This is a genomic window from Actinomycetospora callitridis (genome assembly GCF_028737265.1).
Classification (GTDB): Bacteria; Actinomycetota; Actinomycetes; order Mycobacteriales; family Pseudonocardiaceae; genus Actinomycetospora; species Actinomycetospora callitridis.
In genome coordinates this window covers 513,539-530,997 of the sequence record NZ_JAQZAK010000001.1, presented here as the reverse complement: position 1 = coordinate 530,997, position 17,459 = coordinate 513,539, and the positions used below count along the sequence as shown (strand labels likewise).

At 73.3% G+C, this 17,459-nt stretch carries 16 protein-coding genes; 2 read left to right on the top strand and 14 right to left on the bottom strand.

Annotated elements, in window-relative coordinates:
• Positions 1–52 precede the first annotated feature (52 nt).
• The 3 genes from mtrA to ahcY form a co-directional block, all read right to left on the bottom strand.
• Positions 53–730 carry an MtrAB system response regulator MtrA gene (gene mtrA, locus PH191_RS02600; protein WP_274193065.1) on the bottom strand — a complete coding sequence of 226 codons (678 nt, stop codon included), beginning with the start codon at positions 728–730 and terminating at the stop codon, positions 53–55.
• Positions 727–1,443 carry a dTMP kinase gene (locus tag PH191_RS02595; protein ID WP_274193064.1) on the bottom strand — a complete coding sequence of 239 codons (717 nt, stop codon included), beginning with the start codon at positions 1,441–1,443 and terminating at the stop codon, positions 727–729. Before PH191_RS02595 ends, mtrA begins: the two co-directional genes overlap by 4 nt.
• Before the next feature lie 342 nt (positions 1,444–1,785).
• The gene (ahcY, locus tag PH191_RS02590) at positions 1,786–3,270 is read right to left on the bottom strand and encodes an adenosylhomocysteinase (RefSeq protein ID WP_274193063.1); all 1,485 of its coding nucleotides are present in this window, start codon (positions 3,268–3,270) and stop codon (positions 1,786–1,788) included.
• Positions 3,271–3,785: 515 nt separating this feature from the next.
• Here ahcY and PH191_RS02585 point away from each other — a divergent pair.
• On the top strand, positions 3,786–5,420 hold the full coding sequence (locus PH191_RS02585; RefSeq protein ID WP_274193062.1) for a long-chain fatty acid--CoA ligase: 1,635 nt from the start codon (positions 3,786–3,788) through the stop codon (positions 5,418–5,420).
• A gap of 28 nt (positions 5,421–5,448) precedes the next feature.
• On the opposite strand, the gene PH191_RS02580 is transcribed toward PH191_RS02585, so the two are convergent.
• From PH191_RS02580 to PH191_RS02570, 3 genes are read right to left on the bottom strand one after another with little or no spacing between them, the layout of a single operon-like run.
• A complete protein-coding gene (locus PH191_RS02580; protein ID WP_274193061.1) occupies positions 5,449–5,892 on the bottom strand; it encodes a hypothetical protein in 444 nt (147 codons plus the stop codon).
• On the bottom strand, positions 5,889–7,757 hold the full coding sequence (locus PH191_RS02575) for a CheR family methyltransferase (protein ID WP_274193060.1): 1,869 nt from the start codon (positions 7,755–7,757) through the stop codon (positions 5,889–5,891). The genes PH191_RS02580 and PH191_RS02575 overlap by 4 nt, the downstream gene beginning before the upstream one ends.
• Positions 7,754–8,431: a chemotaxis protein CheB gene (locus PH191_RS02570; protein ID WP_274193059.1), complete on the bottom strand. Its 678-nt coding sequence runs from the start codon at positions 8,429–8,431 to the stop codon at positions 7,754–7,756. Before PH191_RS02570 ends, PH191_RS02575 begins: the two co-directional genes overlap by 4 nt.
• A 144-nt stretch (positions 8,432–8,575) precedes the next feature.
• On the opposite strand from PH191_RS02570, the gene PH191_RS02565 reads away from it, so the two are divergent.
• Positions 8,576–8,899, top strand: a complete 324-nt coding sequence (locus PH191_RS02565) for a hypothetical protein (RefSeq protein WP_274193058.1) — start codon at positions 8,576–8,578, stop codon at positions 8,897–8,899.
• A gap of 3 nt (positions 8,900–8,902) precedes the next feature.
• Here the strand turns inward: PH191_RS02565 and PH191_RS02560 are convergent, their stop codons facing one another.
• From PH191_RS02560 to PH191_RS02525, 8 genes are all read right to left on the bottom strand, one after another.
• Positions 8,903–9,886 (bottom strand): GAF and ANTAR domain-containing protein, encoded by a 984-nt coding sequence (locus PH191_RS02560; protein ID WP_274193057.1) that lies wholly within the window; start codon positions 9,884–9,886, stop codon positions 8,903–8,905.
• A 191-nt stretch (positions 9,887–10,077) separates the two neighbouring features.
• The gene (locus PH191_RS02555) at positions 10,078–11,640 is read right to left on the bottom strand and encodes an amino acid permease (RefSeq protein WP_274193056.1); all 1,563 of its coding nucleotides are present in this window, start codon (positions 11,638–11,640) and stop codon (positions 10,078–10,080) included.
• 142 nt (positions 11,641–11,782) lie between these two features.
• Positions 11,783–12,745, bottom strand: coding sequence for a cation diffusion facilitator family transporter (locus tag PH191_RS02550; protein WP_274193055.1), 963 nt, complete (start codon positions 12,743–12,745; stop codon positions 11,783–11,785).
• A 50-nt stretch (positions 12,746–12,795) separates the two neighbouring features.
• The gene (gene manA / locus PH191_RS02545) at positions 12,796–14,052 is read right to left on the bottom strand and encodes a mannose-6-phosphate isomerase, class I (RefSeq protein ID WP_274193054.1); all 1,257 of its coding nucleotides are present in this window, start codon (positions 14,050–14,052) and stop codon (positions 12,796–12,798) included.
• A 34-nt stretch (positions 14,053–14,086) separates the two neighbouring features.
• Entirely contained in the window at positions 14,087–15,211 is a 1,125-nt protein-coding gene (locus PH191_RS02540; RefSeq protein ID WP_274193053.1) for an SIS domain-containing protein, read from the bottom strand.
• A 4-nt stretch (positions 15,212–15,215) separates the two neighbouring features.
• Positions 15,216–15,425, bottom strand: coding sequence for a Trm112 family protein (locus PH191_RS02535; protein ID WP_274189620.1), 210 nt, complete (start codon positions 15,423–15,425; stop codon positions 15,216–15,218).
• Positions 15,426–15,449: 24 nt separating this feature from the next.
• Positions 15,450–16,880, bottom strand: coding sequence for a phosphomannomutase/phosphoglucomutase (locus tag PH191_RS02530; protein ID WP_274193052.1), 1,431 nt, complete (start codon positions 16,878–16,880; stop codon positions 15,450–15,452).
• A 95-nt stretch (positions 16,881–16,975) separates the two neighbouring features.
• Positions 16,976–17,446: a DUF3499 domain-containing protein gene (locus tag PH191_RS02525; protein ID WP_274193051.1), complete on the bottom strand. Its 471-nt coding sequence runs from the start codon at positions 17,444–17,446 to the stop codon at positions 16,976–16,978.
• Positions 17,447–17,459 lie beyond the last annotated feature (13 nt).

Sequence of the window (17,459 nt, the reverse complement as noted above, 5' to 3'; positions counted from 1 at the left end):
CTCGAGGCGAAGACGCAGGCCCGTCAGCACGGTGTCCCCCGGCGGCCCGGACTCAGGGCGGCCCGGCCTTGTACCCGACGCCGCGCACGGTCAGCACGACCTCCGGGTGCTCCGGGTCGATCTCGACCTTGGAGCGCAGGCGCTGCACGTGGACGTTGACCAGCCGCGTGTCGGCCGCGTGCCGGTAGCCCCAGACCTGCTCGAGCAGCACCTCGCGGGTGAACACCTGGCGCGGCTTGCGCGCCAGGGCCACCAGCAGGTCGAACTCCAGCGGCGTCAGCGGGATCGTGCGCCCGCTGCGGCGCACCTGGTGGGCCGGGACGTCGATGGTGACGTCGCCGATCTGCATCTGCTCGGCGGGCTCGGCCGGGAACTGGCGCAGGCGGGCCCGGATGCGCGCCACGAGCTCCTTGGGCTTGAACGGCTTGACCACGTAGTCGTCCGCGCCGGACTCGAGACCCAGGACGACGTCCACCGTGTCGGTCTTCGCCGTCAACATCACCACGGGCACCCCGGACTCGGCGCGGATCGCCCGGCAGACGTCGATGCCGTTCATCCCCGGGAGCATGAGATCCAGCAGCACGAGATCCGGCGCGTTCTCCCGCAGCGCCGGCAGCGCCGCCGGCCCGTCGCCCACCACCGTCGTCTCGAATCCCTCGCCCTGCAGGACGATCGTCAACATCTCCGCCAGCGAGGCGTCGTCGTCCACCACGAGGATCCGAGAGGTCATGTCTCAATGGTGTCACTTCTCACCGACGATCCGGGGCCGATGTCGCCCGACGAGCCGGTTCCGAGCCAGTTGTCGACCCACGACTCCGCCGTTCGGGTGACCGACGCGCGGTCTCCGTCGGTGCCGATCACCGCCCAGGGCGCCAGCCAGGAGCGTTCGACGAGCTGGTCGTACACCGCGGCGCACCGCGCCTGCAGCGCCGCGTCCGCCTCGTAGCCGTCCGGGGTGCGCGTCGGGTCGGCCGCGGCGCGGTCGCGGACGCGCTGCGCGGCGAGCACCCCGGGGACGCGGACGAGCACGTGCGCGTCCGGCGCCGGCACCCCGAGACGGCCGATCTCGAGGGCGTGCACCCAGGCCACGAACGGCCCGTCGATGTCCTCACCGCACCGGGCCGCCCCGTAGGCGGCGTTGGAGGCGACGTAGCGGTCGACGAGGACGAGGTCGTACTCCTCGCGTGCGGCGCGCAGCGGGACCGCGGCGCCGGCCCGGTCGAGCGCGAAGAGCACGGCCATCGCGTGGATCGAGCCGCGCAGGTCGCCGTGCCCGCCGTGCAGCGCCTCGCCGGCGATCGCGGCGTGCACGTCGGCGTCGTAGCGGGGGAAGGCGAACGCCCCGACCGTCGCCCCGCGGGCGCGGGCGGCGTCGGCGAGCGCGGCGACCAGCGTCGCCTTGCCCGCCCCGTCCAGGCCCTCGACGGCCACCACCACGCCCACTTCGGTGACCTTAGGCGCGGGCCCGGAACGACCGAAGGGCACCTCCACTCGCCCAGAGCGAGCGAAGGCGCCCTTCGCGGGATCGGCCGGTGTTCAGGTCGCGGGAACCAGGCGGCGGCGGAGATCAGGAGTGCGACGACCACCCGGCCAGGCCCTCCGAGGTGGTCCTTGCGCTCCTGATGTCCCCGGGCGGGCCGTCCGCGGCCCGGAACGACCGAAGGGCACCTCCACTCGCCTAGAGCGAGCGAAGGTGCCCTTCGGCCCCGAAGTCAACGAGTGATCAACGGGGAGTTCGTGCGCTTAGAAGCAGCGAACAGCGCGTTCGCTGCGAACACAGCCGCCTCAGTAGCGGTAGTGATCCGGCTTGTACGGGCCCTCGACGTCGACGCCGATGTACTCGGCCTGCTCCTTGGTGAGCTTGGTCAGCTCCGCGCCGAGCGCCTCGACGTGGACCTTCGCGACCTTCTCGTCCAGGTGCTTCGGCAGGCGGTAGACGCCGATCGGGTACTCGTCCGGCTTGGTCCAGATCTCGATCTGCGCGATCGTCTGGTTGGCGAACGAGTTCGACATGACGAAGCTCGGGTGCCCGGTGGCGTTGCCGAGGTTCAGCAGCCGGCCCTCGGACAGCAGGATGATCGAGTGGCCGTCCTCGAACTTCCACTCGTCGACCTGCGGCTTGATGTTGATGCGGTTCGCACCGGACTTCTCGAGCTTCTCGACCTGGATCTCGTTGTCGAAGTGGCCGATGTTGCCCAGGATCGACTGGTGCTTCATCCGCTTCATGTGGTCGAGGGTCACGATGTCCTTGTTGCCGGTCGTCGTGATGACGATGTCGGCCTCCTCGATGACGTTCTCGAGGGTGTTGACGTCGTAGCCCTCCATCAGCGCCTGGAGCGCGCAGATGGGGTCGGACTCGGTGACGGTCACGCGGGCGCCCTGGCCGCGCAGCGACTCGGCGGAGCCCTTCCCGACGTCACCGAAGCCGCAGATGACGGCCTTCTTGCCGGAGATCAGCACGTCGACGGCGCGGTTGATGCCGTCGATGAGCGAGTGGCGGCAGCCGTACTTGTTGTCGAACTTCGACTTGGTGACCGAGTCGTTGACGTTGATCGCCGGGAAGAGCAGCTTGCCCTCGTTGAAGAACTCGTACAGGCGGTGGACGCCCGTCGTGGTCTCCTCGGTGACGCCCTTGATGCCCGACGCGACCTTGGTCCAGTGCTGCGGGTCCTCCTCGAGGCTCCGGCGCAGCGTGGCCAGGACGACCTGGTACTCGGCCGGGTCCTCGGCGGTGACGCTGGGGACGACGCCGGCCTTCTCGAACTCGACACCCTTGTGGACGAGCATGGTGGCGTCGCCACCGTCGTCCAGGATCATGTTCGGGCCGCGGGTCTCGGAGTCCTTCCACGCGAGCATCTGCTCGGCGCACCACCAGTACTCCTCCAGCGACTCGCCCTTCCAGGCGAAGCAGGAGATGCCCTGCGGCTTCTCGGCGGTCCCGTGGGGGCCGACGACGACCGCGGCGGCGGCGTGGTCCTGCGTGGAGAAGATGTTGCAGGAGGCCCAGCGGACCTCCGCGCCCAGCTCGACGAGGGTCTCGATCAGGACGGCGGTCTGCACCGTCATGTGCAGCGAGCCGGAGATCCGGGCGCCGTGGAGCGGCTTGGCCTCGGAGTACTCGCGGCGCAGGGCCATCAGGCCCGGCATCTCGTGCTCCGCCAGGCGGATCTCGCGGCGCCCGAAGTCGGCCTCGCCGAGATCGGCGACGGCGAAATCGATGCCGTTGCGCGTGTCGTGCTTCTGGTCGACGGTGCCTACTGCGTTCGTCATGACTCCCTCTGGTCGGTGATCGTTGGACCGTGCGAAACGGTGCCGGGTCCGTGGACGTCCGGTGTGTCGCCGTCGCTCGCTGTCGCGCGGGCGGGAGGACGGCACGCCGGGGGCACGAGGACTCAGAACACGCTTCATCACCATCCGCAGGCGCCCTTGCGAAGGTACGGACCACTACCGAGCGTGGCGGACTAGAGAACCGTCCGTTGCAGCGCCACTCGGCAGCTCCCGTTCGCACGAGGTGTGCGATCGATGCCGTGCACCAAGTCCAGCACAGGCCCCATACCCGGTCAACCGCGACGAGCCGGGGGCGACCCGGTCCAGCGCCGACCGTCCGTACGGTGACCGGCGTTCGCGCAGGTCGCAACCGCCGCGCCGCCGAGCGGGTCACCCGGGTCACACGTCCCGGCACACATGGTGATCAGTTGTCGGCCGATCCCGACGAGGGGGCGATACCGGTCGGGATCGCCGTAGGATGAGTGACGGCAGTTACACCGTTCAGGGAGGCCCCGCCAGTGCTCGGTCAGATGCAGGACTACCCCCTCGCCCTGCCCCACGTCTTCCATCGTGCGGAGCAGATCTTCGGCCACAAGCCGATCACCGGCGTGGGTGCGGGCGGCACGGTGCACCGCAGCGACTACGCGTCCTGGGCCGTCCGGGTCCGCCGCGCCGCCGCCGCGATCGACGCCCTCGGTGTCTCCCCCGAGGGCCGCGTCGGCACCTTCTGCTGGAACAGCCCGGCCCACCTCGAGCTCTACTTCGCGGTGCCGTGCAGCGGGCGCGTGCTGCACACCCTCAACATCCGGCTGTTCACCGAGCAGCTGATCTACATCGCGAACCACGCCGAGGACGAGGTCGTCTTCGTCGACCGATCGCTGTTCCCGCAGTTCTGGCCGCACGTCGACGAGATGACGACCGTCCGCAAGGTCATCGTCATCGACGACGGCGCCGACGTCGCCATCCCCGACGACGAGCGCATCTCCGACTACGACGCCCTGCTCGAGTCCGTCGAGCCCCACGAGGGCCGCTTCGAGATCGCGGACGAGAACCAGGCCGCGGCCATGTGCTACACGTCGGGCACCACCGGCAACCCCAAGGGCGTCGTCTACTCGCACCGCTCGACGGTGCTGCACTCGATCGCCGTGCTCATGGCCGACGTCGCCGGGCTCGTCGAGCGCGACGTCCTGCTGCCGATCGTGCCGATGTTCCACGCCAACGCCTGGGGCACGCCGTACGCGGCGGTGTTCGCCGGCTCGTCGCTGGTCATGCCCGGCCCGAACATGACCCCGAAGGCCATCGCCGGCATCCTGCGCGACCACCACGTCACGGTCACCGCGGGCGTCCCGACGATCTGGATGGGCGTGCTGCCCGAGCTCTCCGAGGGCGATCTGCCCGACCTGCGCCTGCTGCTCTGCGGCGGGTCCGCGGTGCCGAAGTCGCTGTCCGAGGCGTGGCGCCACAAGATCGGCCTGCCGATCACCCAGGCCTGGGGCATGACCGAGACCAGCCCGATCGCCACCACCGGGGTCCTCAAGACGGTCCACGACGGTCTCTCCGACGACGAGCTCGCCGACGTGCGCGCGATGGCGGGCACGCCCGCGCCGCTGGTCGACCTGCGCATCTGCGACCCGGACTCCGGCGAGGTGCTCCCGTGGGACGGCGAGACCTCCGGCGAGCTCCAGGCCGCCGGGCCCTGGATCGCGGCGTCCTACTACCGCAACGAGGACGGCGGCAAGCAGTACACCGAGGACGGCTGGCTCAAGACCGGTGACGTCGCGGTGATCGACCGCTACGGGTACGTGAAGCTCGTCGACCGCACCAAGGACCTCGTGAAGTCCGGTGGCGAGTGGATCTCGTCGGTCGACCTCGAGAACGAGATCATGTCCCTCGAGGGCGTCGCCGAGGCCGCGGTCATCGCGATCCCGGACGAGAAGTGGTCGGAGCGTCCGCTGGCCTGCGTCGTCCCCAAGCAGGGCGTCGAGCTCACCCGGGAGGCGGTGCTCGAGCACATCGCCTCGCGCGTCGCCAAGTGGCAGGTGCCCGACGACGTGGTGTTCATCGACGAGGTGCCCAAGACCTCCACCGGCAAGTTCTCGAAGAAGACGCTGCGGGAGAAGTTCGCGGGTCACCAGGCGCCGGCGAAGGCCTGACACGGGGGTCCCGGGGACACGGACACCCTCAGGGCTCCGGCGTCCCCGGGTCGTCCCGCAGCCGACGTTCGGAGGCGGCGCCCTCGTCGTCGATCTCGCGCTGCTCGCGGTCGACCAGCTCCCGCGAGCGCTGCAGCGCCGCCCGGGAGCGCTCGACCCGCTCGCGGGACCGCTCGGTCGTCTCGGCCGTGCGCTCGACGGCCTCGCCCGCGCGGTCCAGGAGTCCGGGGGTGTCGAACCGGAACGCGCGGGCCAGGTCGTCGAGCCGGCCCTCGCGCTCGTCGGCCGTGTGCTCGCGGGCGTCGGCGGTGCCCTCGCGGGCGTCGGCGCCGGCCTCGCGGGCGTCGGCCGCGACCTCACGGCGGTCGGCGGCCGCGTCGCGGTCCGTGGCGCGGGCGTCCCGCTCGTCGGCCAGCTCCTCCCGACGCGCCCTGTCCGCGCCCCCCGTGTCGTCGCGGGGCCCGTCGCTCACGGCGGCGGCTCCCGACCGTTCCCGTGCCCGTCGACCTGGTCCATGAGCACGATCGCCCCGGTGGGCCCGCGGTGGCGCAGGGTCAGCGGCGAGGCGGAGACCGCGAGCTGCACGGTGCGGCCGCGCCGGTTGATCGCCTCGACGCGCAGCGGTTGCTCCGGCGGGCCGTCACCGCCGAGGGCCTGGCGGACCAGCGGGCGCAGGCGCTCGGTGGGCAGGCCGATGTCGAGGTTGAGCAGGTGCTGCCCCACGGTCTCCTCCGACCGCAGGCCCCAGAGGTCGTCGGCGCGGGCGTTCCAGGCCTGGACGATCAGCTCGGTGTCGACCACGACGACGGCGGTGCGCAGGCTGCCCAGCACCGACTCGAGGAAGTCGTTCGCCTCGTCGAGCTGCGTGCCGCGCTGACGGAGCTCGTCGTTCATCGACTGCAGCTCGTCGTTCGTGGACTGGAGCTCCTCGTTGGTCGTCTCCAGCTCCTCGACCGTCGACTGGAGCTCCTCGTTGGTCGTCTCCAGCTCCTCGACCGTCGACTGGAGCTCCTCGTTCGTGGTCTCCAGCTCCTCGACCGTCGACTGGAGCTCTTCGTAGGCGGTCTCGACCTGCCGGTGCGCCGACTGGAGCTCGCCGGTCATCCGCCGGTAGCGGGTGACGTCGGAGAAGAAGATCGCCACCGCGACGCGGCCGCTCTCGTCCGGCTCGAGGGGGGCGACCTGGATGTCGAAGTACAGCGTCTCGGTGGCCGAGCGGGAGAACTCGGCGTCGTGCTGCCACAGCGAGGTGTGGTGGCGCCGGACGTCCTCGAACGACGCCCGCAGCCCGGTGATGCGCTGGCAGAGGTCGAGCTCGGTGAACCGTCGGCCGATCTCGCGGGCCGACACCCCGAGCTGGGCCTCGGCCCGCTGGTTGGCCTTCTCGACGACCTCGTCGGCGTTGACCACGATGGTGGCCAACGGGCTGACCAGCAGCGTCTCGTCCTCGAGGCGGGCGTCCACCGCGGAGCCGGCGCCGTCCCGCCGGCCGTCGGCGTGGGCCGGGCGGGCCGCGGGATCCCCGTGGTCGGCCTTGCGGAAGAACCGCCGCTTGAGGTCGACGGGCAGGAACAGCCGGCTGTGGCTGAGCAGCATCTCGGCCTTGCCGAGGAACAGCGCCCCGGCGGGGCCGAGGGCGAAGTGGAACCGGCGCAGGACCTGCGCCTGCGTCTCGGCGTTGAGGTACATCAGGGTGTTGCGGCAGACGAGCAGATCCAGCCGGCCGATCGGCGCGTCCTGCACCAGGTCGTTGCGCCCGAAGATGACGTTGTGGCGCAGGTCCCCGCGGAACGTCGCGCGCGACCCGTGGCGCTCGAAGTAGCGCTCGCGCCACTCCTCGGGGACGGCCTGCAGCTCCTTGTCGGTGTAGGTGGCCTGGCGTGCCGTGGCCAGGGCGTCCTCGTCGACGTCGGTGGCGTAGACCTTGACGCGCCGGCCGAACTCCTCGGGGCCGACGGCCTCGGCGAGCAGGATCGCCAGCCCGTAGGCCTCCTCGCCGCTGGCGCAGCCGGCCGACCAGACCCGGATGGGCTCGCCCCGTGTCTTCGGCGCCAGGAGCTTGGGCAGGATCTCGTTCTGGAGCTCCCGCCACGCCTCGGGGTCCCGGAAGAACCCGGTGACGTTGATCAGGACGGTGTTGAACAGCTGCGTGAACTCGTCCTGGTCGACCTGTAGGCGGTCCAGGTACTCGCCGAAGGTCGCCATCCCGACCTCCTGCATCCGGCGCTCGACGCGGCGCTGCAGGCTGGAGCGCTTGTAGCCGGTGAAGTCGAAGCCGCGGCTCTCCTTGATGAAGTCGAGCAGGGTCTCGAGCCCGGCGTCGTCGTCCTCGCTCACGGCCGTCCGCTCCCGCTCTCCTCGGGCCCGCGGCGGCGGGCGTCCCCGGCGAGCAGGCTACGCAGGCCACCGGCGGGCACGGCCCCCGCGGAGGGCTCCGACGCGACGATCTCGCGCAGGGCGGCGCCGACGGCGTGCGCCGGCGTCACGAGCGCCGTCGGGACCCGGGCGAGCGCCGCGCGCGGCATCGAGTCGTGGCCCGCCTCGGTGGGCTCCTGCACGACGGCGCTCCCGCCGTGCCGGACGATCTCCAGCATCCCCGCGGCCCCGTCGTCGAGCATCCCGCTCAGCACGACCCCGACGGCCCCGGGCCCGGCCTCCCGGGCGAGAGAGCGGAACAGGGCGTCGACGCCCGGGCGGTGCCCGTCCTCCCGGGGTCCGCGGCCCAGGACGACCTGCCCGTCCCGGACCAGCAGGTGGTGGTCCGGCCGGGCCACGACCACGCGGCCGGGCCGCACCGGGGCGCCGTCGCGCGCGCTGTCGACCGGGAGCCGGCACCGCCTGGCCAGGAGCCCCGCCAGCACCGTCGGCGCGGCCGCCGCCTGGTGGAGCACCACGAACAGGGCGGCCGGCAGGTCCTCGTCGAGCCCGGCGACCAGCGCGAGCAGCGCCTCGACGCCGCCGGCCGAGGCGCCGACCCCGACCAGGACCCCCACCGGCCCCTCGTCCGCCACGGCCCACCTCCCGGCTGCGGCACCGCCGCCGTCGCCGACGGCGGGGTGCGGCGACCTGCAGGCCGGGCGGTCCACGGGTCGGTCGTGCGATCGTAGCGACGACGTCACGACCCGCGCCCGGATCCGGGTCCCGAGGAGGAGTCCATGGCCGAGAAGGACACCCCCGCGGAGCCCTCCGGGTCGGACGAGAGTGCCGACGCCCTCGAGCGCGTGCGCGGGCGCGCCTCCGAGCTCACCACGCGGATCGGGCGTCTGGCGGGCGAGATCGCGGACTCCGAGGAGCGGGTGGCCCGCACCTACGAGGACTCCGCCCGCCTGCGCCCGCACGCCGCGGACCGGCTGCGAGGTGCGGCGCAGGAGGCACGCGAGTTCGCCGCGCGGGAGCGCGACCAGAGTCGACGGCTCCTCGGCTCCGGGGAGTCCGACGACTCGGAGGACCGTGGCGGGGGCCCGGCGGACGCACCCTGAGCGTCAGCCCCCGAGGGCGTCGCCGACCAGCTCCCGGGCCACCTGGACGAGCTTGACGTTGCGCTGCTGCGACGACTGGGCGAGGAGGGCGAAGGCCCCGTCCGCGTCGAGCCCCTGGCGCGCCATGAGGATGCCCTTGGCCTGCCCGATGAGGTCCCGGCTGGAGAGGGCGTTCGTCATGGCGTCGATCCGGGTCTGCGCGGCCAGCGCCACCGCGACGTAGTCGGTGAAGAGCGCCGCCGTCGCCCGGCTCGCGCCGCCGAAGGCCTCCGCCCGCGCGGCGTAGAGCACCAGCGCGCCGCGCACGGCCGCGCACGAGACGTCGAGGGCGAGCACGGCGCCCACCCCGGCCTCGCGGGCCCGGGCGATGACGTCCGGCCAGCGGGTCTCACCCGCGGTGTCCGGGACGTGGACGCGCCCACCGCTCTCGAGGACCTCGATGCCGGGACCCTCGCCGGCGGCCGTCTGCGCCGCCTCGAGCTCCTCGGCGACGGTGTCGCTCGCCGCCCGCACCGACGTCGCGCCGGCGGGCGGTGCGATGTGGAGGGCGGCGCGCTCCGCCCCGGGGACGGACGTCAGGGCACCCGCGACCACGCGCTCGGCCAGCCCCTGGGCGTCGGTGACGTTCCCCAGGTTGCGGGCGGCCGCACGCAGCGCGTCCATGGGGGCCGCGGCGACGGCGGGTGGCGCCGGATCCGTCCCGGTCGCCGTCGCGCGTCCCTGCACGGCCCGCCGGGCCTGGCCCGCACGGTTCACCTCCGCGAGGGTCCGTGTCCGCTCGCGGACCTCGGCGAGCCCTTCCCGGACGCGCTGCGCCTGCTCGCGGGCCAGCGCGGCGCGGGCGCCCGCGATCGAGCGGTTCTCGGCGGCCCCGGCGCCCGGTCCGGCGACGCCGGGGTCCGGACGGGGTCCGCCGACGTCGGCGACGTCGCGGCGGAGGCGGTCGATCAGGTCGATCAGCTCGTCGAGCTCGTGTCCGACGTCCACCTCGTCACCTTCCTCGTCCGACGGCGCGGCCCGGCCCACGGCCGGCACGGCTCACGACCAGCCCGGGGGCGCCGCCCGGTCCGTTCCCGCGGCCCTCCATCTCATCGCACGACCGGGTGCCGGGGCCACCGCCGCCGGGTGGACGACGACGGCCCCGCCGGTCGTGACGACGACCGGCGGGACCGTACCGATCAGCCGGGTTCGGTCGGCCGCGCGGCCGGGCCTGCCGGGCCGCCCGGGTTGGTGACCGAGGACTCCTCCCCGCGCTCCCGCTTGCCGAGCACGGAGTTCCGGCGGGAGTAGGCGAAGTAGATCACGACGCCGAGGACCATCCAGACGATGAACCGGATCCAGGTCTCGACGGTCAGGTTCAGCATCAGCCAGAGGCAGCTGAGCACCGCGAGCGTGGCCACCAGCGGCAGGGCCTTGACCGTGAAGGTCCGGTGCAGGTCGGGCCGGTTGCGCCGCAGGTAGACCGTCCCGACCGCGACCAGGATGAAGGCGAACAGCGTGCCGATGTTGACCATCGACTCGAGCTCGTCGATCGGGAAGAAGCCGGCCAGCACGGCGCAGAGCGCACCGATGATGATCGTGATCGTCACCGGGGTGCCGCGGGAGCCCGTCCGCGCGAGGTTGCGCGGGAGCAGCCCGTCGCGGCTCATCGCGTAGAACACCCGGCTCTGCCCGAGCATGAGCACCATGACCACGGTGGTCAGCCCGGCGAGGGCGCCGACGGAGATGATCGTGGACGCCCAGTTGGCACCGACCAGCGTGAACGCGGTCGCCAGCGTGGCGCTCTCCTCGCTGCCGGGGGGCGTCGCGAGCTGGGTGTAGTTGACCATGCCCACGAGCACGAGCGAGACGGCGACGTAGAGGACGGTGACGACGCCGAGCGAGCCGAGGATCCCGCGGGGCAGGTCCTTCTGCGGGTTCTTGGTCTCCTCCGCGGTGGTGGACACCGCGTCGAAGCCGATGAAGGCGAAGAAGACCAGGGACGCGCCGGCCAGCAGGCCGTAGATGCCGAAGGTCGACCCCTCGCTGCCCGCGATCAGCGACAGCAGCGACGCGTCGGCGCCGCCACCGCTCTCCTGCTCGCCGCCGGGCGGCGGGATGAACGGGGTGTAGTTCGCGGCCTGGACGTAGAAGAGCCCGACCACGATGACGAGCAGCACCACGAGCACCTTGATCGAGGTGATGATCGTCGAGACCCGGCTCGAGAGCTTGATGCCCAGCACGAGGACGACCGTGAGGGCGCCGATGACCAGCACCGCGCCCCAGTCGAACGTCACCGGGCCCAGCTCCAGGGAGGCCGCGGTGCTGCTGCCCCCGAACAGCTCGCCCAGGTACTGCGCCCAGCTCTTCGACACGACGGCGGCGCCGAGGGCGTACTCGAGGATGAGGTCCCAGCCGATGATCCAGGCGATGAACTCGCCGAACGTGGCGTAGGAGAACGTGTAGGCACTGCCCGCCACCGGCACCGTCGAGGCGAACTCGGCGTAGCAGAGGCCCGCGAACCCGCAGGCGATCGCGGCGATGACGAACGAGATCGCGATGGCCGGGCCGGTGATGTCCCCGGCGACGCGCGCGGTGATGGTGAAGATGCCGGCGCCGATGAGCACCGCGACGCCGAAGACGGTGAGGTCGAAGGCGCCGAGCTCGCGGCGGAGCTTGCTGCCCGGCTCGTCGGTGTCGGCGATGGACTGTTCCACCGACTTGGTCCGGAAGAGCCCGCCTTGCGGCTGGGTCGACGTCATGGGCACTCCTGAAGGTCCGACCGGTCCGTCCGTGGTCGGCGGCACCCTACGCCCGCAGACCCCCGGTATGACGACGGAGACGACCAGATCCGTGACGGCGAGTTCACATCGCTGCGCCGGGGGGACGCAGCGGCTCGGCCGGTCAGCCCGCGCGGTCCGGCGTGGGGTCGAGTGCCTCGCCGACCGGTGAACCGTCGGGACGATCGAGGTCGGGCTCGAGGTAGATCAGCCGGGCCTCCGGCACCGCGTCGCGCAGGCGCGCCTCGGCGTGGTCGATCGCCTCGGCGACCGTCTCGGTCGGCAGCGACGACGAGACGGCGATCTTGGCGGCGACCAGCAGCTCCTCGGGGCCGAGGTACTGGGTGCGCAGGTGGATCACCCGCTCGACGGGCCCGCCGACCAGCGCGCCGGTGATCGTGCGGACCAGCGGCGGCGACGCGCCCTCGCCGATGAGCAGGCTCTTCGTCTCGACGATGAGGATGACCGCGATGACGCCCAGCAGGACACCGATGCAGATCGTCCCGATCGCGTCGAAGACGACGTTGCCGGTCAGGACGGACAGCCCGACGCCCGCGAGGGCCAGGACCAGGCCGATGAGGGCCCCGAGGTCCTCGAGGAGGACGACGGGCAGCTCGGGGTTGACCGAGGTGCGGATGAAGCCCCACCACGACTGGTCGCCCTTGAGCTCCCGCGACTCCTTGATGGCGGTGCGGAAGCTGTAGGTCTCCAGGGCGATCGCGACGACGAGGATGGCCACGGCGACGAACGGGCTGGTGAGGTCCTCGGAGCCCGCCGTGAGCTTGTGGATGCCCTCGTACAGGGCGAACACCGAGCCGAGGCTGAAGATCAGCAGCGCCACGATGAACGAGTAGAAGAAGCGGTCGCGCCCGTAGCCGAAGGGGTGCGCCCGGTCGGCCTCGCGCCGTGCGCGCCGGCGTCCGAACAGCAGGAGCCCCTGGTTGCTCGTGTCGGCCACCGAGTGCACACCCTCGGCGAGCATCGAGGACGAGCCGGTGATCGCGAAGCCGACGAACTTGGCGATGGCGATGCCGGCGTTGGCCGCGAGCGCGGCGACGATCGCCTTGCCGCCTCCGGATGCGGACACGGGGTGCCTCCAGGGGATGGACCGGACCGGGTGTGGGTTCGCCGTGAAGGCTAGCCCCCGCGGGTCTCGAGACCGTCCGCCGCCGCGAACGCCAGCGCCGGGCCGTCGACCGGAGCGATCGTCACCGGGCCGTCGCACGCCGGGATCCAGGCCGCGGCGCCCTGGGACACCTCGTGGCAGCGCCCGAACGCCGTGCGCAGCCGCACCGTGCCGCGCACGGTGACGACGATCCGCGGCCCCTCCAGGCCGAGGTCGGCGGGTTCGGGCTGCGCCTCGTCGAGGGCCCCCTCGTCGACGTGCCCCTCCTCGAAGTCACAGCGGGCGAGGGTGAAGAACTCCGACGGCGCGTAGCGGGTGACGGGGCCCTTGCCCTCGCCGCGCAGCAGCGTCGGCATGCCGGGCGCGAAGTCGAGCACCCGCAGCAGCTCGGGCACGTCGACGTGCTTCGGGGTCAGCCCGCAGCGCAGGACGTTGTCGGAGTTGGCCATCAGCTCGACGCCGGCGCCCGACAGGTAGGAGTGCGGCGAGCCCGCCGGCTGGTAGAGGCACTCCCCCGGCGCGAGCGTCACTCGATTGAGCAGCAGCGCCGCGAGCACCCCGGCGTCGCCGGGGTAGCGCTCGCCGAGGTCGAGCAGGGTCCGCGCCTCGCCGGTGAACTCGCCGCGGGCGCGGACGTGGGCGACGCAGCCGTCGAGCAGCGCGGGCACCAGCTCGTCGACCGCCCGCTGGGGCAGCGTGATCCAGGTGGTGAACACCGCGCGCAGGCCGTCGGCGTCGGGCTGGGCGGCGAGCAGGCCCGCGTGGTGCTCGAGCGCGCGCACATCGAGGGCCTTCAGCAGGCGCACGGTCGTCGCGGCCTCCCGGAACCCGGCGAGGGCGTGGAACTCGGTGAGCGCGCACAGCAGCTCGGGCTTGGGCAGCGGGTCGGGGTAGTTGCGCTCGGCGGCCGTGCGGGGAATGCCCGCGGCCTCCTCGCGGGCCCAGCCGGCGGCCGCCTGTTCCGCCGAGGGGTGGGCCTGCAGGCTCAGCGGCTCCTCGGCGGCGAGCACCTTGAGCAGGTAGGGCAGCCGGTCGGACCACCGCTCGCGGCGCCCCGGGCCGAGCCCGGCCGCCGGGTCGTCGGCCAGCGCGTCGGCGAGGTTCGTCCCGCGGCCGGTCAGCTGCGACGGCTCGTCGCGGTGCGCGCCGAGCCACAGCTCGGCCTGCGGGTGGGGCGAGGGGACCTCCTCGCCGAGCAGCTCGGCGAGGTGCGTGCGGGAACCCCACGCGTACGTGCGCACGCTGCCCCTGAGGGTCTCCACGGACATGCCTCTCTGGTCGGGACGGGGGACGTGACGCGACTCAGCCGGTGTGGACGCCCGGCACCCGCGCGCCGAGCGCGAGGCCGAGGTACACCGCGGTGAAGTCGAGCCGGGTGGCCAGCACGGCCGCGCGCAGCGCGTCCGCGACGGGGCCCTCGCCGGCCAGGTCGACGTCGTCGATCTCCAGGACGTCGGCTCCCGGGTGTCGGGCACCGACGTCGGCGACCAGCCGCCGCACCGCGAGGTCCTCGCGGGCGGCGAGCAGCACCAGCCGCGGCGGCGGGGCCGCCGGGGACGGGTCGTCGAAGGGGTCGGCGAAGATCGACGCCTCCCCGGAGGTCTCCTGCAGCCGGGCCCGCAGCGCCGGCTGGGTGGTCGCGGCCGCCACCGAGGTGGCCTGGGCGACGACCCCGGCGTGCGTGGCCAGCACCGTCGCGCCGTACCCGGCGAGCAGGGCGGCGACCGGGTCGGCGCCCCACAGCAGCGGCGTGCGCTCGGCCAGGCGCAGCGCGAGGCTCTTCGCCGGGTTGACGAACGCCTCGCCGCGCGGGCCGTCGCGCTCCGCCTCGGCGTCGAGCCGGTCGGCGAGCACGTCGAGGTCGAGGTCGAGCAGCTCCAGCGACCGGGCCACGGCGAGGCCGGTGGCCAGGACCGTCGCGGTGTCGAGGCCGTCGAGGTCCTCCCCCGGCACGCCGAGCGTCATCCGGGGCACGACGGCGAGGGCCCGGCCCGCGCCCGCGGCGGCCGCGGGCCCCTCGCCCGGGCCGGCGAGCACGACGTGGGCCCCGCGGCGCACGGCGCGGTGCACGGACTCGGCCACGTCCGCCTCGACCGGGTCGCCCTCGCGCCCGCGGTGGGTGGCCACGACGACGTCGAGCGGCCCGAGCCACGGCGGCGCCACCCCGGTGACGATCACCGGGAGCGGGGCCGTGGGTGTCAGGAGCGCGGCGAGCAGGCGGCACGCGGACTCGGTGGTGCCCGGGCGGGTCAGCAGGATCAGCGCGCGCGGGCGCAGGCCGGCGAGCTCGTCGGGCACCCCGACGTCGCGGGCGGCCGCCCACGTCGCGCGCACCTGGGCGCCCGCGGTCGCCACCGCGCGCAGCACCCCGTCGTGGTCGGCGGCGAGCAGGCGCGGCTCGTCGGAGAGGAGGGCGTCGTCGAGCACGCGCTCACCCCTGCACTGCGGTGGCCGGTCCCCCGGTCGCCTCGGACAACAGCAGGACAGGGATGCCGTCGGTGACCGGGTAGCGCCGGTCGCACGACGTGCAGGTCAGGGCGGCGGCCTCGGGGTCGTCGGGCGTCCCGGGGCGCAGCGTGCCGTGGTCGGGCGCGGGGCACGCCAGGATGTCGAGCAGGTCGGGGTCCAGGCCGAGCGGCATTCGGGGTCTCCTCTGAAGTCCGGATCAGCCGCGCACGAGCGCGAGGACCTCGTCGCGCAGCGCGGCGACGGCGTCGTCGTCGGCGGCCTCGACGTTGAGCCGCAGCAGCGGCTCGGTGTTCGACGGGCGCAGGTTGAACCAGCTGTTGTCGGGCAGCACGACGGTGAGGCCGTCGAGGTCGTCGGTGGTGACGCCGTCCCGGGCCCCGAAGTCCTGCTCCACCTCCGCCATCACGGCGGCGGCGTCGGAGACCTTCGAGTTGATCTCGCCGGAGGCGGCGTAGCGGTCGTACCGGGCCATCAGCTCGGACAGCGGCTTGTCCTGCTCCCCCAGCGCGGCCAGCACGTGCAGGGCGGCGAGCATCCCCGAGTCGGCGTTCCAGAAGTCGCGGAAGTAGTAGTGCGCCGAGTGCTCGCCGCCGAAGACCGCGCCGGTGTCGGCCATCGTCGCCTTGATGAACGAGTGGCCCACGCGGCTGCGTTCGGGCGTGCCGCCGGCCTCGCTGATGATCTCGGGGACCGCGCGCGAGGTGATGAGGTTGTGGATGACGGTCGACCCCGGGTGCTTGGCGAGCTCCCGCGTCGCCACGAGCGCGGTGATCGCGCTGGGGCTCACCGCGTCGCCCTTCTCGTCGACCAGGAAGACGCGGTCGGCGTCGCCGTCGAAGGCGAGCCCGGCGTCGACGCGGCCGAGGGTGACGACCTTGCGCTGGAGGTCGACGAGGTTGTCCGGGTCCAGCGGGTTCGCCTCGTGGTTGGGGAACGAGCCGTCGAGCTCGAAGTACAGCGGCTCGATCTCCAGCGGCAGCGGATCCATCACCGCGGGCACCGTGTAGCCGGCCATACCGTTGCCCGCGTCGACGACGAGCGACATCGGGCGGAGGCCCGAGAGGTCGACCAGCGAGCGCAGGAAGGCCGCGTAGTCGGCGAGCATGTCGCGGTGGCTGACCGTGCCGCGCGTGTCGGCCCCCGGCACCGCGCCGGCGCCGCGGTCGAGCAGCGCGGCGATCTCGTCGAGCCCGGTGTCCTGCCCGACGGGCGACGCCCCGGCCCGGCAGAGCTTGATGCCGTTGTAGGTCGCCGGGTTGTGGCTCGCGGTGAACATGGCACCGGGCATCTCGAGCGCGCCGGACGCGTAATACATCATGTCCGTGCTGGCCAGGCCGATGTGGACGACGTCGACCCCGAGCGCCGTGACGCCGTCGGCGAACGCCTCCGCCAGCCCCGGGGAGGACTCGCGCATGTCGTGCGCGACGACGACCGCCCCGCCGTTGCCGAGGCCCGAGCCGGTGCCGTCCGCCTGCTCGTCGAGCAGGACGCGCGCGAAGGCCGAGCCCACGTCACGGACGAAGGTCTCGTCGAGCTGGGAGCCCACGAGACCGCGGATGTCGTAGGCCTTGACGACCTGGTCGATCACCTGGGCGCGGTCCGGGGTCGTGTCCGCTGCAGTGGCCACCCCCTGAGCCTATCGGCCGGGGCCGGGGAGCTGCGCCCGCCGGGCGGGCACGTCCGCCGAACGGTGCGCCGATCCGCGACGCGCGGGAGAGATCCTCAGGAGCCGGCGGGGTCGGGCAGGACCCGGAGGTGGCCGCGCCGGCCCGTGGAGCCGGCGGGCATGCCCGCCGCGAGGCCCGGCGGCATGGCGGCCGGGGGCCCCGGGGACAGGGCCGCGCCCGATCCCGAGGCGGCGGCCGCACCGCGGCCCGCGGTGATCCGCGTGCGTCCGTCGCGGGTCTCCCCCAGCGGGCGGTCGGCCCGCCCGGCCTCGCGGACCGCCTCGGCGAGGGCGGTGAGGTCGTCGGCGGAGGGCTCGGCCGGGAACTCGCCCTCGTACCGGACGACCTCCCATCCGCGGGGGGCGGTCAGACGCACGGCGTGTCGCTCGCAGAGGTCGTAGGAGTGCGGTTCGGCGCTCGTCGCCAGCGGCCCGACCACGGCAGTCGAGTCCGAATAGACATAGGTCAGGGTGGCCACGGCCGCGTGACCACACCCGGTCCGTGAGCACTTCCGTACTCCTCGCACGGACCGAACGATA

Excerpts from the sequence above, each read along its gene's own strand:
- manA (WP_274193054.1), bottom strand. The coding sequence starts at position 14,052 with ATGTCCGTGGAGACCCTCAGGGGCAGCGTGCGCACGTACGCGTGGGGT.
- mtrA (WP_274193065.1), bottom strand. The coding sequence starts at position 730 with ATGACCTCTCGGATCCTCGTGGTGGACGACGACGCCTCGCTGGCGGAG.
- ahcY (WP_274193063.1), bottom strand. The coding sequence starts at position 3,270 with ATGACGAACGCAGTAGGCACCGTCGACCAGAAGCACGACACGCGCAAC.
- PH191_RS02565 (WP_274193058.1), top strand. The coding sequence starts at position 8,576 with ATGGCCGAGAAGGACACCCCCGCGGAGCCCTCCGGGTCGGACGAGAGT.
- PH191_RS02535 (WP_274189620.1), bottom strand. The coding sequence starts at position 15,425 with ATGCCGCTCGGCCTGGACCCCGACCTGCTCGACATCCTGGCGTGCCCC.
- PH191_RS02555 (WP_274193056.1), bottom strand. The coding sequence starts at position 11,640 with ATGACGTCGACCCAGCCGCAAGGCGGGCTCTTCCGGACCAAGTCGGTG.